Here is a 25,436-nt window from a genome sequence, read left to right on the forward strand (position 1 = left end):
AATAATTATGAAATATCATCAAATAAACAGCGCTCTTTTTGTAAAAAACCGCAGAAAGTTCATGGCTGAAATGAAACCTAATTCTGTTGCAGTATTCAACTCAAACGACATTTATCCAGTTAGTGCCGACAGTACTTTACCATTTGCACAACACAGAGATATTTTCTATCTGAGCGGTGTAGACCAGGAAGAAAGTGTTTTGCTTTTGTTTCCGGATGCGCCTTATGAGCACCAAAGAGAAATTCTTTTCTTAAGAGAAACCAACGATCATATTGCAGTTTGGGAAGGCGAAAAACTGACTAAAGAACGCGCTTTTCAGGTTTCGGGAATTAGAACGGTTTATTGGTTACAGGATTTTCATAAAGTTTTGAACGAAATGATGACATACGCTGATACGATGTACATCAATACCAACGAACATTACCGTGCATCAGTCGAAACTGAAACTCGTGAAGCTCGTTTTGTAAAATGGTGGAAAGAGCGTTATCCAGCGCACAATGTAGCAAAAAGCAACCCAATTTTACAAAGACTTCGTTCTGTAAAAGAAAGCGAAGAAATCGATTTGATTCAGCACGCTTGTGATATTACAGAAAAAGGTTTCCGTAGATTATTAGGATTCGTAAAACCAAATGTTACAGAATATGAAATCGAAGCTGAATTAGCGCACGAATTCATCCGTAACCGTTCTAAAGGTTTTGCTTACACGCCAATTATTGCGTCTGGAAACAATGCAAATGTTTTACATTATATCGAAAACAATCAGCAATGTAAAGACGGAGATTTAATTTTATTAGATGTTGCAGCTGAATATGCCAATTATTCAAGTGATATGACTAGAACAATTCCTGTTTCTGGAAGATTCTCTGAAAGACAAAAAGCAGTTTACAAAGCCGTTTTAAACGTTAAAAATGAAGCTACAAAAATGCTTACACCAGGAACACTTTGGAAACAATATCATATCGAAGTAGGTAAAATCATGACTTCTGAATTACTTGGTTTAGGTTTATTAGACAAAGCTGATGTTCAGAATGAAAATCCGGAATGGCCGGCTTACAAAAAATATTTCATGCACGGAACTTCACACCACATGGGATTGGACACACACGATTACGGATTGCTTCACGAACCAATGAAAGCGAATATGGTTTTTACGGTTGAACCGGGAATTTACATTCCGGCAGAAAAATTCGGAATCCGTTTAGAAGATAACGTTGTGGTTCAGGAAAAAGGAGAACCTTTTAACTTGATGAGAAATATTCCAGTCGAAGTGGACGAGATTGAAACTTTGATGAATGAATAAATAAAAAAAAGAGGCTGTTCATTAATTTGGACAGCCTTTTTTTATATCGATATTTCTTGAAAAACCGTCTAATCAGACGCAGATTAAAACGGATTTTTTAATAATCTAACTAAAAATTCATATCGATAATCCGTTTTAATCCGCGTTTTTACGAAGTAAATCTGCTTTATCCGTGTTACCAATCGACTTATTGTATCCTATTAAGAATATAAAAAACACATGTCGCTCCTTCGGAGCTTTATCGGTTCTAATAAATAAATTTTCTATAAATATCTGGCTTCTCCGAAGCTTAACCTGATTAAAAACTGATGAATGAATAGACATAAAAAAAGCCCTTAATAAAAATATTAAGGGCTTTTTTTATTTTATAAATCGTTATTATCCGATTTTTGAAATCTGCACATCCAATTGGAATTTTCCTGCAGCTTCGTTTTCGTCGATTAAATCAAAAAGCTCTAAAGCTCTTCTTGCGTTTTTCTCTTCTTCTCTTTGCTCAGCTACATACCACATCATAAAATCTTCTGTAGCATAGTCATTTTCAGCTCTACATTTTGCGATTACCTTATTGATTGCCTGAGTAACTGCAATTTCATTTTGTAAAGCAATTTCAAATACTTCTCTCAAAGAAGCAAATTCTTGCTGCACTTCCGGAATAGATGGCGTAACTGCAATCCCTCCCATATCTGTAATATATTTGAAAACTTTTAGAAAGTGCTCTCTTTCTTCTTCGGCTTGTTTGTACAAATAAGATGCTGTATTTGCATAACCATTTCTATCCAACCATGCAGCCATAGCTAAATATTTGTTAGAAGCATCGCTTTCTAATTTTGCCTGTAAGTTCAATATATTTTCTACACCTTCAACTAATGAAGTACGTGTTCTTAGTAAATCTTTCATAACCTTTAATTTTTATAGGTGTAAAATTACGAAAATTAAAGAAGGAAGCGCTAACCCCCTGAAAATTTGGATTTAATCTAAGTAAGAATCTAAATAAGCTCGACGTTTACCATATTACAAAGCATAGAATGCAAATTTAGGGTAAACTTAGTTCCGTTTAATAAATCTCTAAGTTGCACTATTTCGCAGATGGTAAGATTTCTGGAAAAATTTCTTTTGGTAGTTTCGATCAGCTGTGCATCTGACTGATCCGATAAGTCATAAAGCATATTCAAAATGTCAACGCTATTAACCTTTCTTTGAAAAATCAAAAAATCATGAATCTTGTAACTTGACATTGTATCAACAAAATTGATAATTATACTATTGGTCAAATCACATTGATAACTGTATCCTTTTTCGGTCTCAAATAATACTTTGGTGGTCAAATCACTAACTAATGCCATTCTGATAAAATATATAACGGTGCAAAAATATAGAATTTAAAACAATTAAACACATAATTAAGACTAATTTAAAATAACAAATTGGTTTTATATTTTTAAAAATCACTGAAGTACATTAAAATCTGTAACATTCTAAAGCATCATGAGTCTAATTTTGAAAATAAATAACTAAGAAATTATGCAGGCACACGAAATAGATTATCAGATTTTTGGAGAAGAAATGCAGTATGTGGAGATAGAATTAGATCCGCAGGAAATTGTAATTGCCGAGGCTGGCAGTTTCATGATGATGGAAAACAACATTCAGATGGAAACCATATTTGGAGACGGCTCTCAACAACAGGTTTCCGGTTTGTTTGGCAAACTTTTAAGCGCTGGTAAAAGAGTGCTTACAGGCGAAAGCTTGTTTATGACGGCATTTTTAAACCAAGGCAATACTAAAAGCAAAGTTTCATTTGCATCTCCCTATCCTGGAAAAATCCTTCCAATTGACTTAACAGAATTTCAGGGCAAATTTATCTGTCAGAAAAGTTCTTTTTTATGTGCTGCCAAAGGCGTTTCTGTTGGAATAGAATTTTCTCAGAAACTAGGACGAGGTTTATTTGGCGGAGAAGGTTTCATCATGCAGAAAATTGAAGGAGACGGAATGGCATTTGTACATTCAGGAGGAACAATGGCAAAAAAAGTATTAGGTCATGGTGAAGTCCTAAAAGTAGATACAGGATGTATTATTGGTTTTACCAAAGATGTAGATTATGATATTGAGTTTATTGGCGGGATTAAAAATTCCATTTTTGGTGGCGAAGGATTGTTTTATGCGACTTTAAAAGGCCCGGGAACGGTTTACATACAGTCGTTACCTTTCTCCAGATTGGCTGACAGAATTATCGCCTCGGCACCAAGATCTGGTGGAAACAGCCGTGACGAAGGAAGTCTTCTTGGCGGATTAGGAAATCTTTTGGATGGTGATAACCGATTTTAATTCATAAAAAAGGGCAGTTCAAAAGAACTGCCCACTAACACCTAACCAAAAGTGCACTTAATATCCATTATTACCAAATTCTTTGGAATTTGAAATTGCATCCAAAAACGATCTCGGAATTGGTCTAACGATATGTTTACCATCAACAAAATTTGTCCCAGCAATTGGATTCGTTTGATCTAAATAGGTTTTAGTTAACTTTCCTGTACGTTTCAAATCGATCCATCTTGTATGTTCGCCAGATAATTCTCTTGCTCTTTCTTTTAGAATAAAATCAATATTCATCTGCCCGCTTGACACTAACATTTCACTCTCTCTGGAAGTCAAGGCTGCTCTTTTTCTTAAGGTATTTACATAAGTCAACGCTTTTGCCTGATCACTATTTAAAATAGCTGCTTCCGCCGCAATCAAATATACTTCGCCCAAACGAATTATCGGAATATCTCCCAACCAATATTGATTACTTTGACAATATAATGTGGCAGAGAATTTTCGCATAGCCGGAAACATATTAATAAGGTTCGGGTCATTTGGATACATTGCCGGATCCTTATATTTATTAGTTCCAGGCTCGAAGATATCACTGGGATCAGCAACTAAAACAGGCATTTTGCTTTTAACAACAGGATCGATATTCCAGTTTGGAGTAAAAACAGCCAACCCTTCATCATTATTCATATTAATTTGTTCCTCTATTCTTTGAGAATAAAAATTAACCGATGGAAGCGCTTGTGCTAAAGTATTTTTGATCGTATAACCTACTACCGAAGGGTCTTTTTTGTAAGCAGTAGCCATTGTTTGCGTAATCGTTTTATTGGCTGCAGCATAAAATTTAAAAGTAAATGTTTCTGCAAAACGGGTATCTGCCGGCGATGGTACCGGCGAAAAAACCTCTGTCAATAAATATTTACTTGGCCTTAGCATTCTGCTGTTGGCTCTTCCGTAGAGAATACTGGTTGCTCCAGCCCCCCACTCAGCACCTCTTGTTGCCAGATCAGGCAAATAATATTGTCTTGTTCTTCCTCTGTTGAAACCTTCCGGATTTAAACCTCCCGGATCAATTCCTTGGGTAAACAAAAATTCTGTATTTTTCTTATTGTTGTTTCCATCCCACAATTTGCTAAATCCTGATTTCGTATTATCACTTAAATACAAAGCGGTATTGTATTTTGCAGCGTTATTGATTAATTCTTCAGCAGTCTCTAAAGCCAATTTAGCATAGTCCGAAACTTCTCCTAATCTTGTTCGCTGGAGATAAACTTTCGCCAGCAAGCCATAAGCTGCTTTCTTAGCCACTCTTCCCTGCAAAGTTTGCTGTACTGGAAGATGAGTACAGGCAAATTTTAAATCTTCGATAATTAAATCGTAAAACTCTTTTTCGGAACTTCTTACAGGCGAATTATCAGCACCTTCAATAATAGAGGATTTTGTTCTTAAAACTACACCTCCAAATTGCTCTACTAATATGAAATTACTAAAAGCTCTTAAAAAATAAGCTTCGGCTAATTTTGCATTTAATTCCTCTGTCGAAGAATAACCATTAACATCTTTTGAATAATAAATAGCCGTGTTGCAAAGATTTATAGTCGTGTAAGCTGTTCCCCAAATTACTTTAATGTTTCCATCGTCTGGGTTTAACTGACTGGCATATTGTGCATAACCAATTCCGCTGGTCCCTACGTTTTCCCAGGAATCAGTTCCGGCTTCTGTAGGCGCTATATAATCTACTTTCCCGTGCAGGAAATATAAATTCTCGTAACAACTATTAATTAATCCTTCAAATCCTGGTCTTTCACTATAGGATTTATCCAAAGAAACAGTAGTAAGATTTTTTTCGTCTAAACTACATGATTGCAAACCAACCATTAAAGACATTAAGACAATTACTGATTTTAAGTTTATATATTTTTTCATGATACTATAATGATAAATTAAGACCAAAAACAACTTGTTTAAATAATGGGAATGAATCTGATCCTCCACTTTCCGGATCTACATCTTTTAACAAATGACTGCGACTAAAAACAAAAGGATTGTAAGACGTTGCATAAAGTCTCAGCGAGCTTATTCCTGTTCTTTTAAGAAAATCTTCCGGCATCGAATACCCCAAAGTAATATTTTTGATTTTGATGTAAGACGCATCCACCAACTCTAATGAAGATTGAAACTGCGTATTAAAACTACCTCCTGGTCTTGGAAAATCGTTTGTTGGATTATCTTGTGTCCAGTAGCTATAGGTCTCTGGCTGGGCTTCTTTGTTCCAATAACCCAGAACCTGAGCACGCATCATACCGCCGTATCTTCCGTTTACAAATACAGTACAATCAAAATTCTTATACTTGAATGTATTTTGGAAACCAAAGAAATAATCCGGAACATTGTTCCCTACAATCATTCTGTCTTTTGTAGAATAAACGTGCACTCCATTATCTGATACTCCGTTGGCATCAAATTGTGGCACTGTCTGCAGTTTAATGTCTCCAGGTTTGGCACCGTACAAAGCAGCTTCAGTTTCTTGTCCCAACTGCCAGATTCCAATTTTTTTATAATCGTAAAATACACCTCCGGAAGCAGGAGTCTGTCCTATGAAAAGCCCTTCAGAAATTAATTCATTTACTGTTAGATTCCCTAAATCAATATTGGTCAGCTTTTCTGTTGCATGTGTAAAAGTGAATGAAGTATTCCATTTAAAATTTTCTGTTTCAATATTTCTGGTATTTACAGAAAGCTCAAAACCTCTGTTTTCAGAACTAGCAATATTAGAAGTCTTTTTATAAGGCGTTTTTGCATCGTAACCTCCTGAACTGGTTGGCAGACGACGATCCCATAAAATACCATCGGTATTTGTCCAATAATATTCGGCTACAAGGTCTATTCTGTTTTTCAAAACAGATACATCCAAACCTAAGTTCGTATTTGTTGAACGTTCCCAGGTTAAATCCGGATTTGAAATATGTTCTGTCGGGACATACATTGGTAAAGCTGTACCACCGCCAAGAGAAAGACTACTCGTTTTAGTTGAAGTACGTGTCAAACTAGAATACGGATCAATATTTGCCGATCCTGAAACACCATAACCTAATCTTAATTTCAAATTATTCAACCAAGAACTTGTTCCTTGCATAAAACCTTCATCGCTGATACGCCAAGCGACAGATGCAGATGGGAAAGACGACCATTTGTTCCCCTCTGCCAACGGAGAAACTCCATCCCAACGATTGGTTAACTGAAATAAATATCTTCCTTTAAAACTATAATTGAAACGTCCGGCAAAAGACATTCTGTTAAACTGGCTGTAAGCATTCATTCTTGTAGTTAGATTTTTTACTGCCCCCATATTATAAAACGTGAAGTCATCATAATCTATACCATTACCTCCTAAATAAGCTCCTTCCGATCTGCTGTCAGCCCAAGAAGTAATTCCTGTCAAACCAAAATCATGATCTTTACCCAACTTAAAATTATAGTTCAAAATATTTTCCCAGATGTAACTATAAGCCAACTCATTATTATAAGTAGCTTCACTTGCAGTTCTACCTTCCGTCAGCAGATTGTATGAGTTTTTATTTTGAAAAGTACCCGCTCTGCTTCCTGAAAATCGAGTACCTAAATTAGATCTTAACTTCAAATTTTTAGCAAATTCAAACTCCATGTAAGGATTGAACTGTACATTATAACTTAGCGATTCATTAGCGAAAGCCCCAGGATAATTATTTGCCAAAATGCTAATATTGTTAGGATCTCCTTCTATTGGATAAAGATTCACAACACCATTCTCATCAAATGGAACCCCTAAAGGGTAAACACTGTAAGCCTTATTAATTCTACTGTTTGTACTACTGTTTTTACGATAGTTTAAAATTAACTGAAAACCGGTTTTAAATTTATCGCTAAATTTAAGATCTACTCCTCCACTTGAATTGAAACTGTTTACCTTGTCATTTTTATATATTCCTTCCTCACCAACATATCCTAAAGAGAAATACCCCTGCACTTTTTCAGAACCTCCTCTCATAAAAAGATTGTGGTTTTGCTGCGTTCCTACTTGTAAAGTTTCATCTATCCAATTTACATACTGTCCTTTTTCGATAGCAGCAACAGCAGATGCATTCAGCCCTAAATCTGTTAAACTTGTAGCCTCGTATCCATTGTCTAAATAAAATCGGTCGCGTTTGTAACTTAACCATTTGTCTCCTGTAAGTGGCGCAGGAAAAGAAGAGAAACCATTTAATCCGAAATAGCTGTTAAAGTCAATTTGTGTTTTTCCTGCTTTTGCTTTTTTAGTAGTCACAATAATAACTCCATTAGCTCCCGAAGAGCCATATATTGCAGTAGAGGAAGCATCTTTTAAAACATCAATAGATTCAATATCATTAGGATTTAAATTGTTGATACTCGAAGGAATTCCGTCAACAATATACAATGGATCCTGACTTGCTGTTAAAGATCTGTTTCCTCTCAATAAAACTTTTGGAGAAGATCCCGCTTTTCCGGATCCACGCTGAATATCCAAACCAGAAACTCTCCCTTGAAGTGCTTCCATTGGACTCAAAACCGGACTCAAAACAATATCAGATGATTTCACTGTTGCTACAGCTCCTGTCAAATCTTTTTTCTTTACCGCGCCATAACCTACGATTACAACTTCATTTAGTGCCGAATTTTGCTCATTCAGAATCACACTCAAAGATTTACTTTGACCAACAATTACCTCTTTATTCTCAAAGCCTATAAAAGAAAAAACTAAGACACTGTTTGGGCCGCTTACGCGAATGCTAAACTTTCCGTCTAAATCAGTTGACACTCCATTTTTAGTCCCTTTTTCATTAACATTCGCCCCTGGAACAGGCATATTTTTCGAGTCGGTTACTACTCCTGTAATTTCAATACCTTGTTCAACTACCTCTTTTGGAACAGTATTTTTTTCCGGAAGATTACTCTTTTGTTTTTTCTTTACTAACAAAATCTGACGATCATTTACGGTATAAGAAATATCGGTTCCTTTGAATACCTCTTCCAGTATTTCAACTATTCCTTTTTTCTTTACATTGATCGTCACCTTTCTGTCTAAGTCAATTACACTACTTTCAAAAAGAAACCTGTATTCTGAAACGGACTCCACTTTGTTAAATAGTTTCTCTACCGGTGCATTCTTTATATTTAATGTCAACTTAGTATTTTGCGAATAGACACTTGCTTGAATTCTCATCAAAGAAAGCATCAGTAATAATGTGGTTAGTTTCATTCTTAGACTAATTTTAGGCAAATAAGGACTAAGCCAATTCCTCTTAATTATTTTTTTCATAATTTTGGATTGATTTTAAATGATTTAATTTCGATACGTCGTTTGAAACACTTAAATCGGGAAATACTGGTACTATTTTCCGATTTTGCTTCTTTCTTAAAAATTACATCCTCTTCATAAATTATTTTTTTTTTGGTTGGTTAATAAATAGTTAGTTTATTTTTATAAGCTTTCCTTCTTTTTTATAAGTGAAGCCCTGAATTTTACTCATTGTTTCTAACACCTTTTCTATACTTTCAATATTCTTATTGAAACTGGCATTAAATTTTTTATCTAAAATATCCGTTCTGTTATTTTCGATAGTCACATCGTAAGTGCGCTCTAACTTTATTATGATATCTCTAAAAGCCGTTTTTCTGAAAACAATTTCTCCGTTTATCCATTCCGTATAAAAACGAGTATCTACTTTATCTATCTCTATTTCAGCTTTTTCACTACTCCAGGATCCTTTTTCACCCGGTTCAAGTATTGCTTTATTTGTGTTATGAGCATCAGCTAAACTAACAGAACCTTCAATTAATACGGTATTGATATCTTTATCTTCTTTATAAGAGCTGACATTAAACTTTGTTCCCAAAACCTTTACATTTACCCCTCTTGTTTTCACAATAAAGGGATGCGCTTTATCTTTTTCCACATCAAAAAAGGCCTCTCCTTCTAAAATAACTTCCCTATTATGCCCTTTAATAAACTGAACCGGATATTTCAAAGAAGAACCTGCATTCATATTTACTGATGTTCCGTCTGATAATGTTATTTTAAAAGTTTTACCATAAGGAATTTTAATTTCATTGTAAACCAATTTCCCTATTGTTTTATCTGATTGATAATTAATTTCATTCTCTTTTTGTGAAGCAATAACTTCCCCATTCTTCTTAATAATCTGCTTTTTACCATTTGGATTCAAAACTTGAATATCACCATTTTCTAAAACCAACTGAATGGCATCTGATGGAATTTCAATTTTATTCTGTTTATCATTTTTGAATTGAAAAATATAAACTATACCAATCAGACAAATGAAAACTGCGGCATATTGAAAAATCTTTCTCCAATTAATTTCAATTGTCTTTTTATCTACATTTAATTTTTCTTCCAATTCTTCCCAGCTTTTATCAATATCTATTGACTCCGCATACGACAATGCTTCTTCCAGTAAACCATTACTTTGAAGGTCTTCTATCAATTCTTGTTCTTCAGGAGACAAGGATGCTATTTTAGAGACATCAAAGTTCCCTTCAGATGTTATTTTCCGCAGGATATTAATCAATTTTGAATTTAGAGTCATTGTTTTTTATATAGTGGTTTTTATCATGTTAGGAAAAAACATTTTAAGGGTGACAACAAATCAATATTTTTTGATTTTTTTTACACATTACAAAAAAAAACTAACTTTTTATTTTACATTTGACACCATGTAATCCATTACAAACAAATAAATGACATTTGGAGATGCTGAATTATAAAGATTTTAAAGTATTTGAAACCTTATACAAAGAACATTTTGTCTTTTTTTCATTGGTTTCATTTAATATTGTAAAGGATAAAGATGTTGCAAAAGATATTGTTCAGGATTTTTTTACTTATCTGTGGGAAAAAGAAGAAACTCTAAATTTTACTATTTCATTTAAAGCTTATGGTACAAAAGCAATAAAAAACTTAAGCCTCCAATATTTAGAAAAACATAAAACAATTCGCTTACAAAACAAAAAAATAGTGCTTCCAAAATCTGAAGAACAAATCGTGTTTGAAAATACAGAAGAAAATAAAAAACCTAAAATTCAAACCTTAGTCGAAAAAATTCCTCAGTCCAGAAGAGAAATTTTTATATCTCACGTCGTCGAAGGATTAAGCTATGCAGAAATTGCAGAAGACCACAATATTTCCATAAATACCGTAAAAACCCAGATGAAAAGAGCCTATGCCTCTTTAAGGGAATCACAAAATATCTCTCCGTTAAAATTCATCCTGTATTTCATGTGGCTAATAAAATAGCGTATTTTTGCTGTAAAATTTCCGTTTTGAATCACACTTTATACAAAAACACAAAAATATCTTTTTCCAACACCGGAAAAGGAACTACAATTGTCTTACTTCACGGTTTTCTCGAAAACAAAAAGATGTGGAAAGAATACGTTGAACTTTTATCCGAAAAACATCATGTTGTTACGATCGATTTATTAGGTCATGGAGAATCTGATTCTTTGGGTTATGTCCATGAAATGGAAGATAACGCCAATGCAGTAAACAAGGTTTTGGAATATCTAAAAATCGAAAAAGCTATAATTCTGGGCCATTCAATGGGTGGTTACGTTGGTTTGGCTTTCGCCGAATTATATCCGCAGAAAATCCGAAAATTAGTTTTATTAAATTCAACCTCAAAAGAAGACAGCGCAGAGAAAAAACTAAACAGAACCCGTGCTATAAAGGCAGTAAAACAGAACTATGTTAGCTTTGTAAGTTTAGCAATTGCCAATCTATTCAGCGAAAACAACCGAACACGTTTAGCCAACGAAATTGAAAAAGTAAAAGAAGAGGCTTTAAAAACACCTTTGCAAGGAATAGTTGCTTCTCTGGAAGGAATGAAAATCAGAAAGGATCGTGAATGGCTTTTACAAGAAAACCGTTTTCCGGTTTTATTGATTTTAGGAAAAAAAGATCCGGTTTTAAATTATGAAGAAAGTCTCGCACAAATTGAAGACACAACAGCTGAACTCGTTTCTTTTGAAGATGGCCACATGAGCCACATCGAAAACAAAGAAGCATTAAAAACTATTCTGCTAGATTTCTTCGAATAAAAACTAAAAACATCAAAACTCAAAAAAGGCCATTTCAAACCGAAGTTGAAATAGCCTTTTTCTCATTGTTGGGGGCAAAATATCATTATAACTTTGACGTAATATCTTTTTTGTATTTAGACAAAGTCGCTCTTGTTAATCCAAGATTTGCTTTTGTAGAATCTACAGCCAGATAGATAAAATATCTTCCATCTTCAGAAACATCAATAATATGAATTTGATCTGTTAATGTAATTAAAATATCATTAATTTTCTGATTTAAACCTAAAGCTCTAAGCGCATTCAACTTTGCTTTTACAACTTCTAAATTGTAAGCAGAAGCCAATTCCGGATCAAAATCAGGTCTAACTGTTAAGGAACAATAAGACATTCCTGTTTCAACCTCTGTAACTGAAACAGCGATAAATCCGTTTACATTCTCTTTTAAATCGTTTTGGAAATTTTGTAAAAAATCTGACATGTTATTTAATGTTGGTTTTAAAATTAATTGTTAAAAATAGAGTCCATTCTGCGAAGCAACAGCCCCATTTTACTTAAATCTTTAGAAAGTAACGCAATACAGTTATCATCCTGATTTTTGCTTGCTACAACAATTCCGTCGTTATTTTTAATCATAACTTGTTTAAGATCGCCATTGTTAACGTCCTCAGACATCTCCAGGCACATCTTTAAGATCATTCCGATCATTGCTGCAACATTTCCGTCATATTCTAAATTAACAGACTCGTTTAAGATTCCATCAATATTAAAACTCAACCCAGACTCTGCTCCAGTCTCTTGTACTAGTGTTTGTAAATCAATCATATTCTTTATTTGTCATGTTTTGGAAGCGTCAAAGATATTTCAATAATAGCAATTGTTCGATAAACACTTGTTAAAAAAAGTACCGATATAACATCCTGAATCACTTTTATTTATCACATAATTAATCCTATTTTTTTGCAGAAAATCTTTAACAAAATTTAACATAAAAAACATATTATATTAAAATCGCAACAATTCGTTTCATTAAACTCATTTCTAAGATTATCATTTGCAGATTGTTGCATTTACAGAAAGTTTTTATATAGATTTGCAAAAAATTTATCCAAATGAAAACTGTTGACGAATTACGCTTTGACCTAAATGTAAAATTGATGAAGTTTAGAAGATTTCGTATTGAAAACGGAAACATCAATACTACAAATGCCGGAGAAACCACTAAGAAAGGTTTTTTCAAAAAAATATTCAGCTAAAAACGCTAAGAAACGGCCGGACTATTCAGATAACCATTCTGAAAAAGTTCGGCTTTATTATTGATTACCCGCAACTTACCTTCTTTTAATAATCGCAGACCAGTCGAAATTTTCAAAACATTTTCGTAGTCATGATCTGTAAGCAGAATTCCTTTTTCTTCTGAATTCTTTTGAATTAACTCAATTATTTTTTCAATCATTTTAGGCGACAATCCACTAAAAGGCTCATCCAGCAATGCAAATTTTGAAGCACCAAAAAGAACTATTTTAACCTGAAGATATCTTAATTCTCCCACAGAGAGATTCTTTACCTTTTTCCCTAAGAGAGATTTCACAAAAACGTCTTCACAAAAAAAAGACCTTTTTTGTTTATCGACCGCTAACAAAACTGTCCTTTCTACGGACAAATGATTTGGAATAATTTGATCCTGACACAGATAACTAATTTCACTAAATAAATTCGAAGAATTATTTAGTGAAACCCCATCTACAAAAACACTTTTATCTGAAGATGATAAAAGGCCACATATAATTTTTAATAAAGTTGATTTCCCGGAACCATTTCTTCCCAGTATACCAATTATTTCGCCGGTTTGAATTTTCAGATAAACATCAGAAAGTATCCGTTTTTGACCAAATCTCTTTTGAACCCCGCTAATTTCAATTACATGTTTCTTCAAAATATTTTTTGGAATAAAATTAACCCCGATGCAAAAACTAAAATCACGAAAAAATTCAATAGAAAAACACAAAACAGCAATCTCTTTTTTGATATTCCGTTATTAGCATAAAACAAATATTCGTTTTTACGATACATTTCTTTAAAACCTAAACTAAAAAGAAAACCAATTGTCGCAAACATAAATAAAAAGAAACCTAAACTCCCAAAAAACAATGACAGAACAGAAACAGACAAGTTTATAATTAATGTCGTTTTATAAAACTCCAGTATGTTACAGAATTTTCTAATCAAGCAATTTAGATTTTTTCCTCAAAAGGAACATTAACATCAAAGATTTCACTCAGTAAATTTGCAATTTCATCTAAATAAGAGCTTAAAACTGCAGATGTCACCAAAGCATTAAGTTCTTTTTCTTCTTTATAAACAAAAGGCAAAAACCCGGATTTTAAATTTTTAAAGGAAATAATCCCTACTTCAATTGGAAGATTTCCTGCTTCTTTTTCAAACATAAAGGCATATGCCAAAACCTGAATTATTTTATCATTTTTAAGCTCCTGTGTCAATCCGTCCCATGTTTTCAATACCACATTCGACTTCTCTACTTTTCCGGTCTTATAATCGATAATTCTGATTTTTCCGTCACGGCGTTCAATTCTGTCGACATTTCCTTTAATCAAAACAGGAAAAGGCAGTTTTGGATGAACAAATTCGCGCTCAAATGTCTGTTCCAGAGCAATAATCTGAATTGCTTCATTATTCTTCACAGAATCCAGTTCCATCCTCAAAAAATTAGCCACATTTCTTTTTGCAACCTCAAAAGCCAGAAGATTTCTTCCCTTTTTAATTTCACCTTCTTTGTACACCAATTTAAATTGTTTCAAAACTTCGTCATCAAGAAGTTTAAAGCAATTTAACAGGTCATTTTCAGAAATAAACTTTCCAATAAATGGCTCGTACAAAGCTTTTAATGTTTCATGAATAATTGTTCCTAAAGTATTTAACGCAATGTTCTCCTCTACTTCTTCAACTTCCCTAATTCGCAATATCTTTTGAAAATAAAATTCAATTGGATTCCGGATATAGCTTGTCAATGCAGATGGCGAAAAACCATTTACCGCAATTTCCTTTAAGCGATCCATGACCAATTTAGACTTCGGAACTGATATAGGTTGGTAAGCTGTATTAGGTAAAACAGGATTATAAATATCAAAAGTAATATTATGATTCCGTTTTTTTTCTACTTCAAGCTGCGTAATAAAACGGCTTCTTTCACCAGCATCTAAACCGTCATTTTCTGTATTATAAATCAGATAGATGTTTTTTGCTCTCTGTAATAAATGATAAAAATGATAAGTATAAATGGCATCTTTTTCTTTAAAAGTAGGAAGACCCAGTTCTCGTTTTACATCGTACGGAATAAATGAATTCTGGGATTTCCCGGCAGGAAATTTACCCTCATTCATTGAAGTAATAATAACTGTTTCAAAATCCAAAACACGGCTTTCCAAAACCCCCATAATCTGCAAACCTCGCAATGGTTCTCCCTCAAAAGACACTTCTGCCAGATCTATAATTTGCTTATAAATAGCATGAAGCGTATCGATATTATCAATATGATCGTGTTTAGAATAGTAATTTATAAGCTTATTAATTACTTTATAAACTCCATACACAAAAGCTTTTGCTATTTTTTCTTCTTCATTATCATTACTAAAATGTTCTTTAACAAGAATCAGCAAAGCTGAAATATTATTTAAAACAGCAATAGATCCATTTTCCCATTTTTCAAATAAAAGATTAAAAAATCTGGATTGTTCCGGGTGAAGTTCGAAAATTTTCTGATGTGTAATAAACGTATAATTATTTTCCTTGATTATTCTAACCAAAGACTGAGCATAAGCATAAGGCTCAACCAATGGATGCGTCAACACATCGAGAACATCTTTATAATAGAAAACATAACTGCTTCCTTTTCGCGAAAGCGCATTGGTATGCATTTTAAACAATTTAGCAACTAAAATCTGAGATGGATTATTTTTACCTGAATACCCCATTGTTATATTCAACGCCCCAACAGAAGAAGGGAGCGAATACAAAACAGGAACCAACAAATTTTCTTCACCTAACACAACTGCAACTTTATCTAAAGATGCAGCTGGATCTTGTTCAATTAAATGCTCAATAATACTTCCTGTTAATTTTGCTTGCCCAATTGTTTTGGGAGTTCCAATAACCTGAATATTTTTTGACTGAGAAAAATCATCTGCAATCCATTCAAAAACATTGGCTTTATAATGTTTCCAGCTTTCTTTAAAACGCCTTAGAAAAAGCCCCGCATCATGATAAGGATCATTTAAAAAAGCCTGATCTGCATCCCAGTAAATTTTAGCTTGATCTAATGCCAACAAGTGCTGTACTATTTTTTCTTCGGCTGCATTTAAAGCATTGAACCCGGCAAAAATAAAAATACGATTACCAATAGTATTTGAAAAGTGATTTAAATTATTCACTGCTTCCCGATATACCAAACCCTGATAACCAATCGATTTAAACAACAAATGACTATACAGTGATTCGTAGTACAAAGGAAGTAATTTCCAAAAATCAATATAATTTTCCAGAAGCTTTGTTTTTTGATCAACCTCCAAACCCCATCTTTTTATATCTTCAATATCTTTCAAATAAGACAGAACATGCGAGGGATCCAAAAGATATCGATCAATTTCATTAAAATCCTGCAAAAGTGTTTTGGCCCAGTTTGCAAACAATTCAAATGACTGCTGATGCTTTTTTTCTGTAACAGACAAATACACTTCATAAAACTCAAATAAAAGCTCAATAGAATCTACAGAACGAATAGAGGCAACGTCTTGTACAAAATCTTCAATACTGGTAATTTCGGGAGCAATAATTGTTTTATCTGTCTCTTTTTTAAGAGCTTCAATCAAAAAAACTTTTGCCCTTTTATTGGGAAGAATTATGGTTATTTGAGAAAGTTTTTCAGCATAATTCTGAATTACAATACCAGCTAACTTTTGAAGAAAAGAATCATTTATCATAGTATAAAAATAAAAAAAGCCATTCAATTAAGAATGGCTTTTCATATTTATTTAAAAACTAAATTATAGTTTTCCTTGGTATTTAGAACCAATGTGTCTAATTTCAGTTCTTCTGTTTTGAGCTTTACCTGCAGCAGTTTTGTTACTTGCAACTGGTTGAGAAGATCCAAATCCTTTAGCTTCTAAGTTATCTGGGCTAACTCCTCTTTCAACTAAAGCGTTTAATACAGCGTTAGCTCTATCTTGAGAAAGTTTGTCGTTGATTTTAGCAGAACCTGTACTATCTGTGTGTCCTTCGATAGAGAATTTCGCGTTTGGATAGTTTTTAAGGATTTCTTTAATAGCATCTAATCTTGCTGGAGTTTCTTTGTCACCAGTTTTGAAAGTAGCTTTTCCTGAGTTGAAGTAGATTGCTCTAGCCTGAACTTTAAGATCTTCTAATGCAGCAGAAGTAACTTCTGGACATCCTCTGTTACTTGCAGGACCTGGAACTGTAGGACAGTCATCGTCTTTATCAGCAACACCATCTTTATCAGCATCTAAGAATGGACAACCACCATTTTCTTTAGGACCAGCAACTGTAGGACATTTATCATCTTTATCAGCGATTCCGTCACCGTCAGTATCAGGACAACCTTTTAAAGCAGCTAAACCAGCAACATCTGGACAAGCATCATCTTTATCAGCAATTCCGTCTCCGTCTGTATCAGGACATCCGTTTAATGCAGCTAAACCAAATACATCCGGACAAGCGTCAGAAGCATCAACGATTCCGTCACCGTCAGTATCAGGACATCCGTTGAATTGTTTTAAACCAGCAACATCCGGACAAGCATCATCTTTGTCATAGATTCCGTCTCCGTCAGTATCTTTACCTCCGAATTTGAAAACTAAACCAGCAGTGTGTTGGAAGTGAGATGGAGCATCTGGAGTTCCAGAAGCATCAACTCTATCTCCACTTACAGCCCATTTGTATCTTGTAGCCAACTCAAGACCAATAGCATCTGTAAACCAGAAAGTAACACCAGCACCTGGGTTAACAGTTCCGTAACTGCTATCTCCGAAGAAAGTATAACCACCACCAACAGATAACGAAGGATCAATCACTTTAGATTTGATTAATTCCTGGAAGCTGTATTTGATAGTAGCATCAATTCCGTAGTACATCAAATCTCCAGGATTAGTTACTACATTACCTCTACCATCATGCCCTGCAGCACTTGGATCAAAAGTAACGAATTTATCAATTTTATTTACAGACCCCTGCAAACCAACAGAGAAACCGCTACCAACATATCTATTTACACCAATGTAAGATAGAGAAGGAAGGATATTCCAGTTGTCTTTTACAGCGAATGGCTGAGAGAAGTGCTGATCAAAAAATCCACTACCTGCTCCAGAACTAGTCCTTGTATCCACAGCATTAACCCCAAAAGAGATCGCCCATGGATTGTTACTGTCTTGCGCGTGAGCATTTAAACCCATCGCCATCAATACAGCAACTAAAAGTTTGTTAAGATGTTTCATACTTAATTTTTTTAATTACAATTTAGTTAATTACAAGCAAAAGTAACACCAAATTTTTTAAATACAAAATGAAATGTTAAAAAAAACCTACAAAAATTTGACCAAAGTGGTAATTATATAACTTTTAACATTTTACCGACAACCGTAAAGGCATTTATCGCCTTATCCAAGTGTTCTTTTTCATGCGCTGCAGACAGCTGGACGCGTATTCTGGCTTTATCTTTTGGAACAACAGGAAAAAAGAATCCAATAACATAAATTCCCTCCTTTAAAAGTTCATTTGCCATCTCCTGAGACAATTTTGCATCATACAACATTACCGGTACAATAGCAGAATCACCATCTATAATATCAAAACCGGCTTTTTTCATGCCATCTTTAAAATAATTGGTATTCCATTCTAATTTATCACGCAATGTTGTATCTCTTTCCAACAGCTCAAAAACTTTTATCGAAGCACCAACAATAGAAGGAGCCAAAGAATTTGAAAACAAATAAGGTCTTGAACGCTGACGAAGAATTTCTATTATTTCCTTTTTAGCAGTTGTATATCCTCCCATTGCTCCTCCAAGTGCTTTACCCAGAGTTCCGGTAATAATATCAACACGTCCCATAACACCTTTTGCCTCTAGAGTTCCTTTTCCTGTAGCCCCAATAAAACCAGCCGCATGACACTCGTCTACCATAACCATAGCATCATATTTATCAGCCAGATCGCAAATTTCATCAAGAGGTGCAACAAGGCCATCCATAGAGAATACGCCATCAGTTACAATTAATTTAAAACGCGCTCCTGCTTCATTTGCCTTAATTAGTTGCTGTTCCAAATCTTCCATATTGTTATTTTCATAACGATAGCGAGCCGCTTTACACAAACGAACTCCATCAATAATAGAAGCATGATTTAAACTATCTGAAATAATTGCATCATTTTCTCCCAACAAAGGTTCAAACACACCACCATTTGCATCAAATGCCGCAGCGTATAAAATCGTATCTTCAGTACCATAAAAATCAGCAATCTTTTTTTCTAATGTTTTATGAATATCCTGAGTTCCGCAGATAAAACGAACAGATGACATTCCAAAACCATGTGTATCCAATGCGTCTTTAGCAGCCTGTACCACTTCCGGATGCGACGAAAGCCCTAAATAATTGTTGGCACAAAAGTTTAGAACCGTTTCTCCGGTCGAAATTTTAATTTCAGCACCTTGAGGAGATGTTATTATTCTCTCCTTTTTAAAAATTCCATTTTCTTCAATGGTCTGCAGCTCACTTTGCAGATGTTCTTTGATTTTACCGTACATTTTTTTAACTTATTTAAAACGTTAAAAATTAACAACTTAACAAAAATAAAGCTTCGTTATTTCTTTAACATCTGATTAATTTTTTCACAAATTTACCACTTCAACTTGCGACCCAATATACACCAATGCCTTTTTTAACACTTTGTATCCCAAATCTTCAATCGCATCTTGATATTCCTGAATTTGCTGCTGATATTTTACATTAACAGCTCCGGTTTTATAATCCAGCAAAAAAGCTTCTTTGTTTTCTAAAAAAACAACTCTATCCGGTTTTAATACTCTTCCTTGTTTCTGAACAATCGTTTGTTCGTTTAAAACAGTATGACTTCCATCAAAACAAACAGCCAACTCCGGATGATTTACAATTTCTTTTAAAGTCTGCAAGACCTGATCAACCTGATCGTATGTAATCAAACCATTCTCCAGCGATTTTGTCACTGCCAGATCAATATCTGATTTATCTTTTACAAAAGCCAAAATCTCATGCACAATATTTCCATAAGAGATTGCTTCCTGCTGGTGTGTTCCCCACATTAAAGCTTCGCGTTGTGCTATTTTTATACTTTTCGGATTTAAAACTTCTTTTACAATAGGAATTGATTTTACTAAATCAACCGTTTTGAAAGCTTTTGAAAGCCTAACTTTATTTCCGAATTCATAACCCAGTTTTTCTTCATCATAAACTCCTTCATGAATTAAAAACTTAATAAAAAAGGAAGCCATATTATTTGGATATTCGCCATCTTTTCTCGCTTCAAGAGATTGAGAAATAACATATAACTGCTCTTCGGCACGAGTTAGCGCCACATAAAGCACATTTATATTATCCAGCAACTCTTCTTGTTTTTTCAAATTAAAAACTGCCGATGCGCTTTCGCCAAAACTCTCCACAATACTACTGTTATCTACAAGCGCTTTTGGAACCCCCAAATCAACTTCTTCGGTATCAAGCCACAATTTATCTTTTGGTTTTCGATTATAATCTTCATCAGCAAAAGGCATAATAACTACAGGAAACTCCAAACCTTTAGACTTATGTATAGTCATAATTCGTACAGCATTATTCCCTTCCGGAGAAGGAATGCTAAATTTCTCCGAATTTTTATCCCAAAACACTAAAAAGTCCGCTACACCTGATTGATTCCTGATATCTCTTTCCAATACAATATCTAAGAAAAACTGAACATACGCATTCCCTTCTGAAGGCAGAATAAATTTAGAAATTATAATCTCGACAGCCTCATATAAAGATTTCTTTCGAACATCTTTGAAAGAAAAAGAAACATCAAAACTCAAAAGCCAGTCTTCAAATTCTTTTTCTATTTTATGATTCATTCCCACAGCAATGAAATCATGAACAGGCATTTCCAAATCTTTTGTTGAAGCCAAAAAATGAAGAAAGTTTGCTTTTGATTCCAAATCTGCACTGTTGCTCAAATAACGAAGCAAATGAATTATCAAACGAACCTCTGAAGCATTTTGCACCATTAAAGTTTCTGAAGACAAAAGCGGAATTCCTTGTTCTGTTAAATAATTAGCAACAGCAATTCCCTGCCCTCTTTTCCGGGTTAGAATTACAATATCTTTATACTCAAATCCTTGTTTTACAACTTCCTGAATAGTATTTAAAGTCGCCAGAACATACAAATCAGATTTCTCAACAACTTCCTCTTCATCACCAAATTCATTTTTATCTGCTATAGGAAGAAAAGAAATATTGACATAACCGCCTTTTTTCGAATTGGTATTTTGGAAACTATGATTTTCATACAAATCTTTATAATCATCATTTGAAAACTCCGTAGAAATCAACTTAAAAAAAGCGTTATTAAATTCAATCACTTCACTGTAACTGCGATAATTTGTATTTAAATGCCTAATCTGTTTATCTGGATTATTGAACGGATTTACTTCTTTACTTAATTCTATAAATTGCTCTGCTTTTCCTCCGCGCCAGCGATAAATTGATTGCTTAGGATCCCCAACAATCATTAGCGTTCCCTTATTACCAAAATCATCCAGGCCCGAAAGCGAATTATCTATTAGCGGAATTAAATTCTGCCACTGCATTTCTGAAGTATCCTGAAATTCATCAATAAAAAAGTGACGATACCGCTCCCCTAAACGTTCATATATAAAAGGAGCCGGCTGATTCTGAATTTCACGGTGGATAATGGCATTAAATTCAGAAATGGACAAAATATTTTGCTCCGACTGAATTTTCGACAATTCATTACTAACCGTATTCAACAAAGAAAGTGGTATAATATTTTTTAAAAAAGCTTTATAAAAATCTCTTTTTTCAAAGTTTTGATAAACCTCTTTTAATATCTGAAGTAATTCCGGAATAATATTTTCGATTAACGCCCGGTCTTTAGCCGTTTTGTTAATAGCAATATCCTCGAATTCATGAAAAGTCTTGTTTTTAGGATTAAATTTTCCATCCCGAATACTATCTAAATGATTTGGAAAAGTTCCTCTGGAAAACGATTTTGGATCGATTCCGTTTTTATCAATTAATTCAATTGCTTTACCAGCCAAACCGGCATTTACATCTTCCAACTCTTTACAGAGCGTTTGCATTTTCTTTTTGATCTCAACAAACTCTCCAATCGTTTTATCCTGAAAATGCAGAATTTCGTTTCGATTGTTTTCATTTAAAACCAATCTTCCGGTATCCAGAATTTCGCGCGAAATATCCCAACTTTTATCATCATCGGTTTTTTCCATCGTAAAGTCGATGAGCAATTTGGTCAGTGTTTCATCCTCACCCGCTTGCGCAATAATCGCATCAACCGCTTCAACCAATAAATTTTCGGTATCCAAAGTAACCTCAAAAGTCATTGGAAGATTTAGGTCGTGGGCAAAAGCACGAATAACTTTATGAGTAAATTTATCTATTGTAGAAATATCAAAAGCCGCATAATTATGAATTAAGTGCTTTATGATCTGTTGTGATTTGGTTTTAATTTTAATAATTGAAAGACCCGTATCACGTGCAAGGTCTTCCATCAGATCAACTGCCTTTGAAGATGGTTCATCTTTGGCGAATTCAGATAAATTTCCAACAATTCGGCTTTTCATTTCATGAACTGCCTTATTGGTAAAAGTTATAGCAAGGATATTTCGATATGCATCGTTTTTTGGTGAAGAGAGAATAATTTTCAAATATTCTTTTACCAATGTATACGTCTTTCCTGATCCTGCAGAAGCATCATAAATAGAAAAAGACGGACTTTGCATAGTTTGATTTTTTTGTAATGTAAAAATAACACAAAATATTAAACCCTAATAATGAAAAATTCCAAATTCCAATATCTGTTTGTTGCGAATGCCTCAAATATTGGAATCTGGAATTTTTAAAATTTTGGAATTTTTAAAATTTATGCGTGTTTGGGAAATGCTTTTTTATTGAACACTAAAAGAATCCCTACTCCTGTAGAAATTGCCATATCGGCAACATTAAAAATGGCATTAAAAAAAGCAAAGTGCTTTCCACCAAAAATTGGAAGCCAGGTCGGAAGATTACCTTCCCAAATAGGAAAATAAAACATATCAACAACCAAACCATGAAACCAGGTTCCGTATGGAGCCGGAGAAAAAATTGTCGCTAAGTTATGTGTACTGTCATCAAAAATAACTCCATAGAAAACAGAATCAATGATATTTCCGGCCGCACCGGCAAAAATCAAAGCGATAGCAACAATTAAATAAGCAGACTGACGTTTTTTTACCACGTCTGAAAGCCACCAACCTATTCCGAAAACAGCAAAAATCCTAAAAACAGTTAAAATTAATTTACCATATGCTCCTGGAATTTTAGTCCCCCAGGCCATCCCTTCATTTTCTATAAAATGAATTCTGAACCAATCAAAAACTACGACTTCTTCTCCAAGAACAAAATTTGTTTTGACATAGATTTTAGAAAGCTGATCAACAATTAAAACTAGGAATATAAGGAAATACGCTTTTCGTAATGACATTTTATGATTTTTTGATGGGCAAAAATAACAATTAAATCAAAAAAAACGCTCCCAAGGGAGCGTTAATTGTTTTTTAATAAACTAAACTTAGTTTATCCGCTAATGCAAACCTAACAAAGTCTATTTTTGTACAGTTGCTTTTGCAGCCGTTTTTGCCGGACTGTCGGAGAAAAAATCTGAGATAGATTTGAATATCCCTTTACTTTCTTTTCCGGCAGCAAGTTTCTTCGCTTCGCCCTTTTTTACATCAGCTTTAAACTTAATTCGCAGTTTTTCAAAATCTTTCATTCTGCGCTCCACATCAGAGTTTACTTCTTTGAATTTCAATACTTTAGCCATAATGTAAGTTTTTTACAGTAAATAATTTAAATTATTAATGATTTGGTATTACAATGATACATAATTTAATTTATATTTGTTAAACAAAATTAACACTTGTTTAGGATGATTCAAGATTAATTTTGAAAACAAATACCAAAATAAACTGAATTTAACATTCCTCCCTAAATCCTACAAATCATGAATGAAATCACAACTACACTGAATGACTTTCTTGTAAGCACAAAATCGACTGCAGCATTAATCTTAAACGGAAAAGGAAAATTAATCACTTCCTTAAACCTTGACTACGGAGACAGCATTGCCGCAATGAGCGCAGCCATTTTATCAATGAGCGAAAAATTCTTAATCGATCTCGAAAAAGGCTCTTTAAAACAATTGTACTTAAAAAGTGCAGAAGGCGTTATTGTTGGAAACAAAATCAGCGGCTCTAATTTTATTGTTGCCTTTTCCAAAGAAGGAAGCAACCTGGCATTACTCATGCGTTCAACAGAAGAAGTATCTGCTGAATTAAGCAAAAATTCCCTACTGAAATAACATAAATCTATTAACAAACAAACCCAAATGACTATGAGTAATGATTTTTTAAACGTGTTTTTAAATGAAATGAAAACAAACGTAAATGGCTTTATAGCTGTCGCTGTAACCGAGATTGAATCCGGATTAAGTTTTGGAAACCTGACAATCGATCCAAGTTTTGACCCGGAACTTGCCGCTGCTTATAACCTTGAAGTTGTAAAAGCTAAATTGAATGCAGTAAAAGCTTTAAATTTAAATCAGGACATCGAAGATATTTTGATTACTTTATCCAATCAAATTCATATTATCGACATTTCTCCAAACAAAAAATTCATGATCTACCTGGCTGCTGATGCTTCAAAAGCAAATCTGGGAATGACCAGAGCTATTTTAAGAAAGCACAAAGCTGACGTTGAAAAAAATCTGGCATAAACAACTACTCCTTTTAGAACTATCTCTAACCGAGATAGTTCTTTTTTTAATTCGCAGCTCCAAATCGATTGCTTATTTCATTCTTACAAAAAAAATCTCTGTTTTAAAAAAAACAACCACCTGAAGAATAATCCTTTTCTTTCAAATAAAAATCTTTTCAAAACAAACAAAATCACTTTAAGATTAAACAAAAAAAACGCCCCTAAAAGGAGCGTCTATTTTTTATTTATGTAGTGAATTTATCTCTGCAAGTTTTTAGCTTCGATACTCATTGTTGCATGAGGAACGATTTTAAGCCTTTCTTTGCTGATTAATTTACCTGTTACTTTGCAAATACCGTATGTTTTATTTTCAACACGGAATAAAGCATTTTTTAAGTCACGAATGAATTTCTCTTGTCTGATAGCCAACTGAGAGTTCGCTTCTTTTGACATGGTCTCACTTCCTTCTTCAAAAGCTTTAAAAGTTGGAGAAGTATCGTCAGTTCCGTTATTCAAATCGTTCATATAGGCACTTTTAATCAAATCAAGATCTTCTTGTGCTTTTTTAATTTTTGCCTGGATTATTTCTTTGAACTCCGCTAAGTCAGCGTCTGAGTATCTTGTAATTTCATCTATCATGGTAT

At 33.8% G+C, this 25,436-nt stretch carries 22 protein-coding genes; 7 read left to right on the forward strand and 15 right to left on the reverse strand.

Annotated elements, in window-relative coordinates:
• The first annotated feature begins 7 nt into the window (after positions 1-7).
• Positions 8-1,300, forward strand: a complete 1,293-nt coding sequence (locus ACFS3A_RS13335; RefSeq protein ID WP_379826058.1) for an aminopeptidase P family protein — start codon at positions 8-10, stop codon at positions 1,298-1,300.
• A gap of 378 nt (positions 1,301-1,678) precedes the next feature.
• Here the strand turns inward: ACFS3A_RS13335 and ACFS3A_RS13340 are convergent, their stop codons facing one another.
• Both ACFS3A_RS13340 and ACFS3A_RS13345 read right to left on the reverse strand, forming a co-directional pair.
• The gene (locus tag ACFS3A_RS13340; protein ID WP_179004260.1) at positions 1,679-2,197 is read right to left on the reverse strand and encodes a ferritin; all 519 of its coding nucleotides are present in this window, start codon (positions 2,195-2,197) and stop codon (positions 1,679-1,681) included.
• 89 nt (positions 2,198-2,286) lie between these two features.
• Positions 2,287-2,643, reverse strand: a complete 357-nt coding sequence (locus ACFS3A_RS13345; RefSeq protein WP_379826059.1) for a hypothetical protein — start codon at positions 2,641-2,643, stop codon at positions 2,287-2,289.
• A gap of 178 nt (positions 2,644-2,821) precedes the next feature.
• Between ACFS3A_RS13345 and ACFS3A_RS13350 the strand changes: the two genes are divergently transcribed.
• On the forward strand, positions 2,822-3,625 hold the full coding sequence (locus ACFS3A_RS13350) for a TIGR00266 family protein (protein ID WP_379826060.1): 804 nt from the start codon (positions 2,822-2,824) through the stop codon (positions 3,623-3,625).
• A 57-nt stretch (positions 3,626-3,682) separates the two neighbouring features.
• Here the strand turns inward: ACFS3A_RS13350 and ACFS3A_RS13355 are convergent, their stop codons facing one another.
• The 3 genes from ACFS3A_RS13355 to ACFS3A_RS13365 all read right to left on the reverse strand — a co-directional run bounded on the left by ACFS3A_RS13355 (position 3,683) and on the right by ACFS3A_RS13365 (position 10,218).
• Positions 3,683-5,539, reverse strand: coding sequence for a RagB/SusD family nutrient uptake outer membrane protein (locus ACFS3A_RS13355; protein WP_379826061.1), 1,857 nt, complete (start codon positions 5,537-5,539; stop codon positions 3,683-3,685).
• Between the two features lie 4 nt (positions 5,540-5,543).
• Positions 5,544-8,870: a TonB-dependent receptor gene (locus ACFS3A_RS13360; RefSeq protein WP_379826062.1), complete on the reverse strand. Its 3,327-nt coding sequence runs from the start codon at positions 8,868-8,870 to the stop codon at positions 5,544-5,546.
• 211 nt (positions 8,871-9,081) lie between these two features.
• Positions 9,082-10,218: a FecR family protein gene (locus tag ACFS3A_RS13365; protein WP_379826063.1), complete on the reverse strand. Its 1,137-nt coding sequence runs from the start codon at positions 10,216-10,218 to the stop codon at positions 9,082-9,084.
• 164 nt (positions 10,219-10,382) lie between these two features.
• On the opposite strand from ACFS3A_RS13365, the gene ACFS3A_RS13370 reads away from it, so the two are divergent.
• Both ACFS3A_RS13370 and ACFS3A_RS13375 read left to right on the forward strand, forming a co-directional pair.
• Positions 10,383-10,925, forward strand: a complete 543-nt coding sequence (locus ACFS3A_RS13370; RefSeq protein ID WP_379826064.1) for a sigma-70 family RNA polymerase sigma factor — start codon at positions 10,383-10,385, stop codon at positions 10,923-10,925.
• Positions 10,926-10,951: 26 nt separating this feature from the next.
• The gene (locus ACFS3A_RS13375; protein ID WP_379826065.1) at positions 10,952-11,728 is read left to right on the forward strand and encodes an alpha/beta fold hydrolase; all 777 of its coding nucleotides are present in this window, start codon (positions 10,952-10,954) and stop codon (positions 11,726-11,728) included.
• A gap of 85 nt (positions 11,729-11,813) precedes the next feature.
• On the opposite strand, the gene ACFS3A_RS13380 is transcribed toward ACFS3A_RS13375, so the two are convergent.
• Both ACFS3A_RS13380 and ACFS3A_RS13385 read right to left on the reverse strand, forming a co-directional pair.
• Positions 11,814-12,188, reverse strand: coding sequence for a hypothetical protein (locus ACFS3A_RS13380; RefSeq protein WP_144217032.1), 375 nt, complete (start codon positions 12,186-12,188; stop codon positions 11,814-11,816).
• A gap of 23 nt (positions 12,189-12,211) precedes the next feature.
• Positions 12,212-12,532, reverse strand: a complete 321-nt coding sequence (locus tag ACFS3A_RS13385; protein WP_379826066.1) for a hypothetical protein — start codon at positions 12,530-12,532, stop codon at positions 12,212-12,214.
• Between the two features lie 287 nt (positions 12,533-12,819).
• Here ACFS3A_RS13385 and ACFS3A_RS13390 point away from each other — a divergent pair, with 287 nt between their 5' ends.
• Entirely contained in the window at positions 12,820-12,963 is a 144-nt protein-coding gene (locus tag ACFS3A_RS13390) for a hypothetical protein (RefSeq protein WP_379826068.1), read from the forward strand.
• A gap of 5 nt (positions 12,964-12,968) precedes the next feature.
• On the opposite strand, the gene ACFS3A_RS13395 is transcribed toward ACFS3A_RS13390, so the two are convergent.
• The 7 genes from ACFS3A_RS13395 to ACFS3A_RS13425 all read right to left on the reverse strand — a co-directional run bounded on the left by ACFS3A_RS13395 (position 12,969) and on the right by ACFS3A_RS13425 (position 23,860).
• Entirely contained in the window at positions 12,969-13,643 is a 675-nt protein-coding gene (locus tag ACFS3A_RS13395) for an ATP-binding cassette domain-containing protein (protein WP_379826070.1), read from the reverse strand.
• 298 nt (positions 13,644-13,941) lie between these two features.
• Positions 13,942-16,704: a PD-(D/E)XK nuclease family protein gene (locus tag ACFS3A_RS13400; RefSeq protein WP_379826072.1), complete on the reverse strand. Its 2,763-nt coding sequence runs from the start codon at positions 16,702-16,704 to the stop codon at positions 13,942-13,944.
• Positions 16,705-16,767: 63 nt separating this feature from the next.
• Entirely contained in the window at positions 16,768-18,231 is a 1,464-nt protein-coding gene (locus ACFS3A_RS13405; RefSeq protein WP_379826073.1) for an OmpA family protein, read from the reverse strand.
• A gap of 113 nt (positions 18,232-18,344) precedes the next feature.
• A complete protein-coding gene (kbl, locus tag ACFS3A_RS13410; RefSeq protein WP_379826075.1) occupies positions 18,345-19,538 on the reverse strand; it encodes a glycine C-acetyltransferase in 1,194 nt (397 codons plus the stop codon).
• Between the two features lie 84 nt (positions 19,539-19,622).
• On the reverse strand, positions 19,623-22,781 hold the full coding sequence (locus tag ACFS3A_RS13415) for a UvrD-helicase domain-containing protein (protein ID WP_379826076.1): 3,159 nt from the start codon (positions 22,779-22,781) through the stop codon (positions 19,623-19,625).
• 140 nt (positions 22,782-22,921) lie between these two features.
• Complete coding sequence (locus tag ACFS3A_RS13420; protein ID WP_379826077.1) at positions 22,922-23,521, reverse strand: lipoprotein signal peptidase; 600 nt, start codon at positions 23,519-23,521, stop codon at positions 22,922-22,924.
• Between the two features lie 120 nt (positions 23,522-23,641).
• Complete coding sequence (locus ACFS3A_RS13425; RefSeq protein ID WP_379826078.1) at positions 23,642-23,860, reverse strand: hypothetical protein; 219 nt, start codon at positions 23,858-23,860, stop codon at positions 23,642-23,644.
• Between the two features lie 180 nt (positions 23,861-24,040).
• On the opposite strand from ACFS3A_RS13425, the gene ACFS3A_RS13430 reads away from it, so the two are divergent.
• Both ACFS3A_RS13430 and ACFS3A_RS13435 read left to right on the forward strand, forming a co-directional pair.
• Entirely contained in the window at positions 24,041-24,397 is a 357-nt protein-coding gene (locus tag ACFS3A_RS13430; RefSeq protein ID WP_091494460.1) for a roadblock/LC7 domain-containing protein, read from the forward strand.
• A 33-nt stretch (positions 24,398-24,430) separates the two neighbouring features.
• Complete coding sequence (locus ACFS3A_RS13435; protein ID WP_379826079.1) at positions 24,431-24,811, forward strand: hypothetical protein; 381 nt, start codon at positions 24,431-24,433, stop codon at positions 24,809-24,811.
• A gap of 239 nt (positions 24,812-25,050) precedes the next feature.
• Here ACFS3A_RS13435 and ACFS3A_RS13440 read toward each other — a convergent pair whose 3' ends face one another.
• Entirely contained in the window at positions 25,051-25,431 is a 381-nt protein-coding gene (locus ACFS3A_RS13440; protein WP_012022792.1) for a TraR/DksA family transcriptional regulator, read from the reverse strand.
• Positions 25,432-25,436 lie beyond the last annotated feature (5 nt).

Origin of the sequence: Flavobacterium notoginsengisoli (genome assembly GCF_042686225.1) — a bacterium.
GTDB classification, from domain to species: Bacteria; Bacteroidota; Bacteroidia; order Flavobacteriales; family Flavobacteriaceae; genus Flavobacterium; species Flavobacterium notoginsengisoli.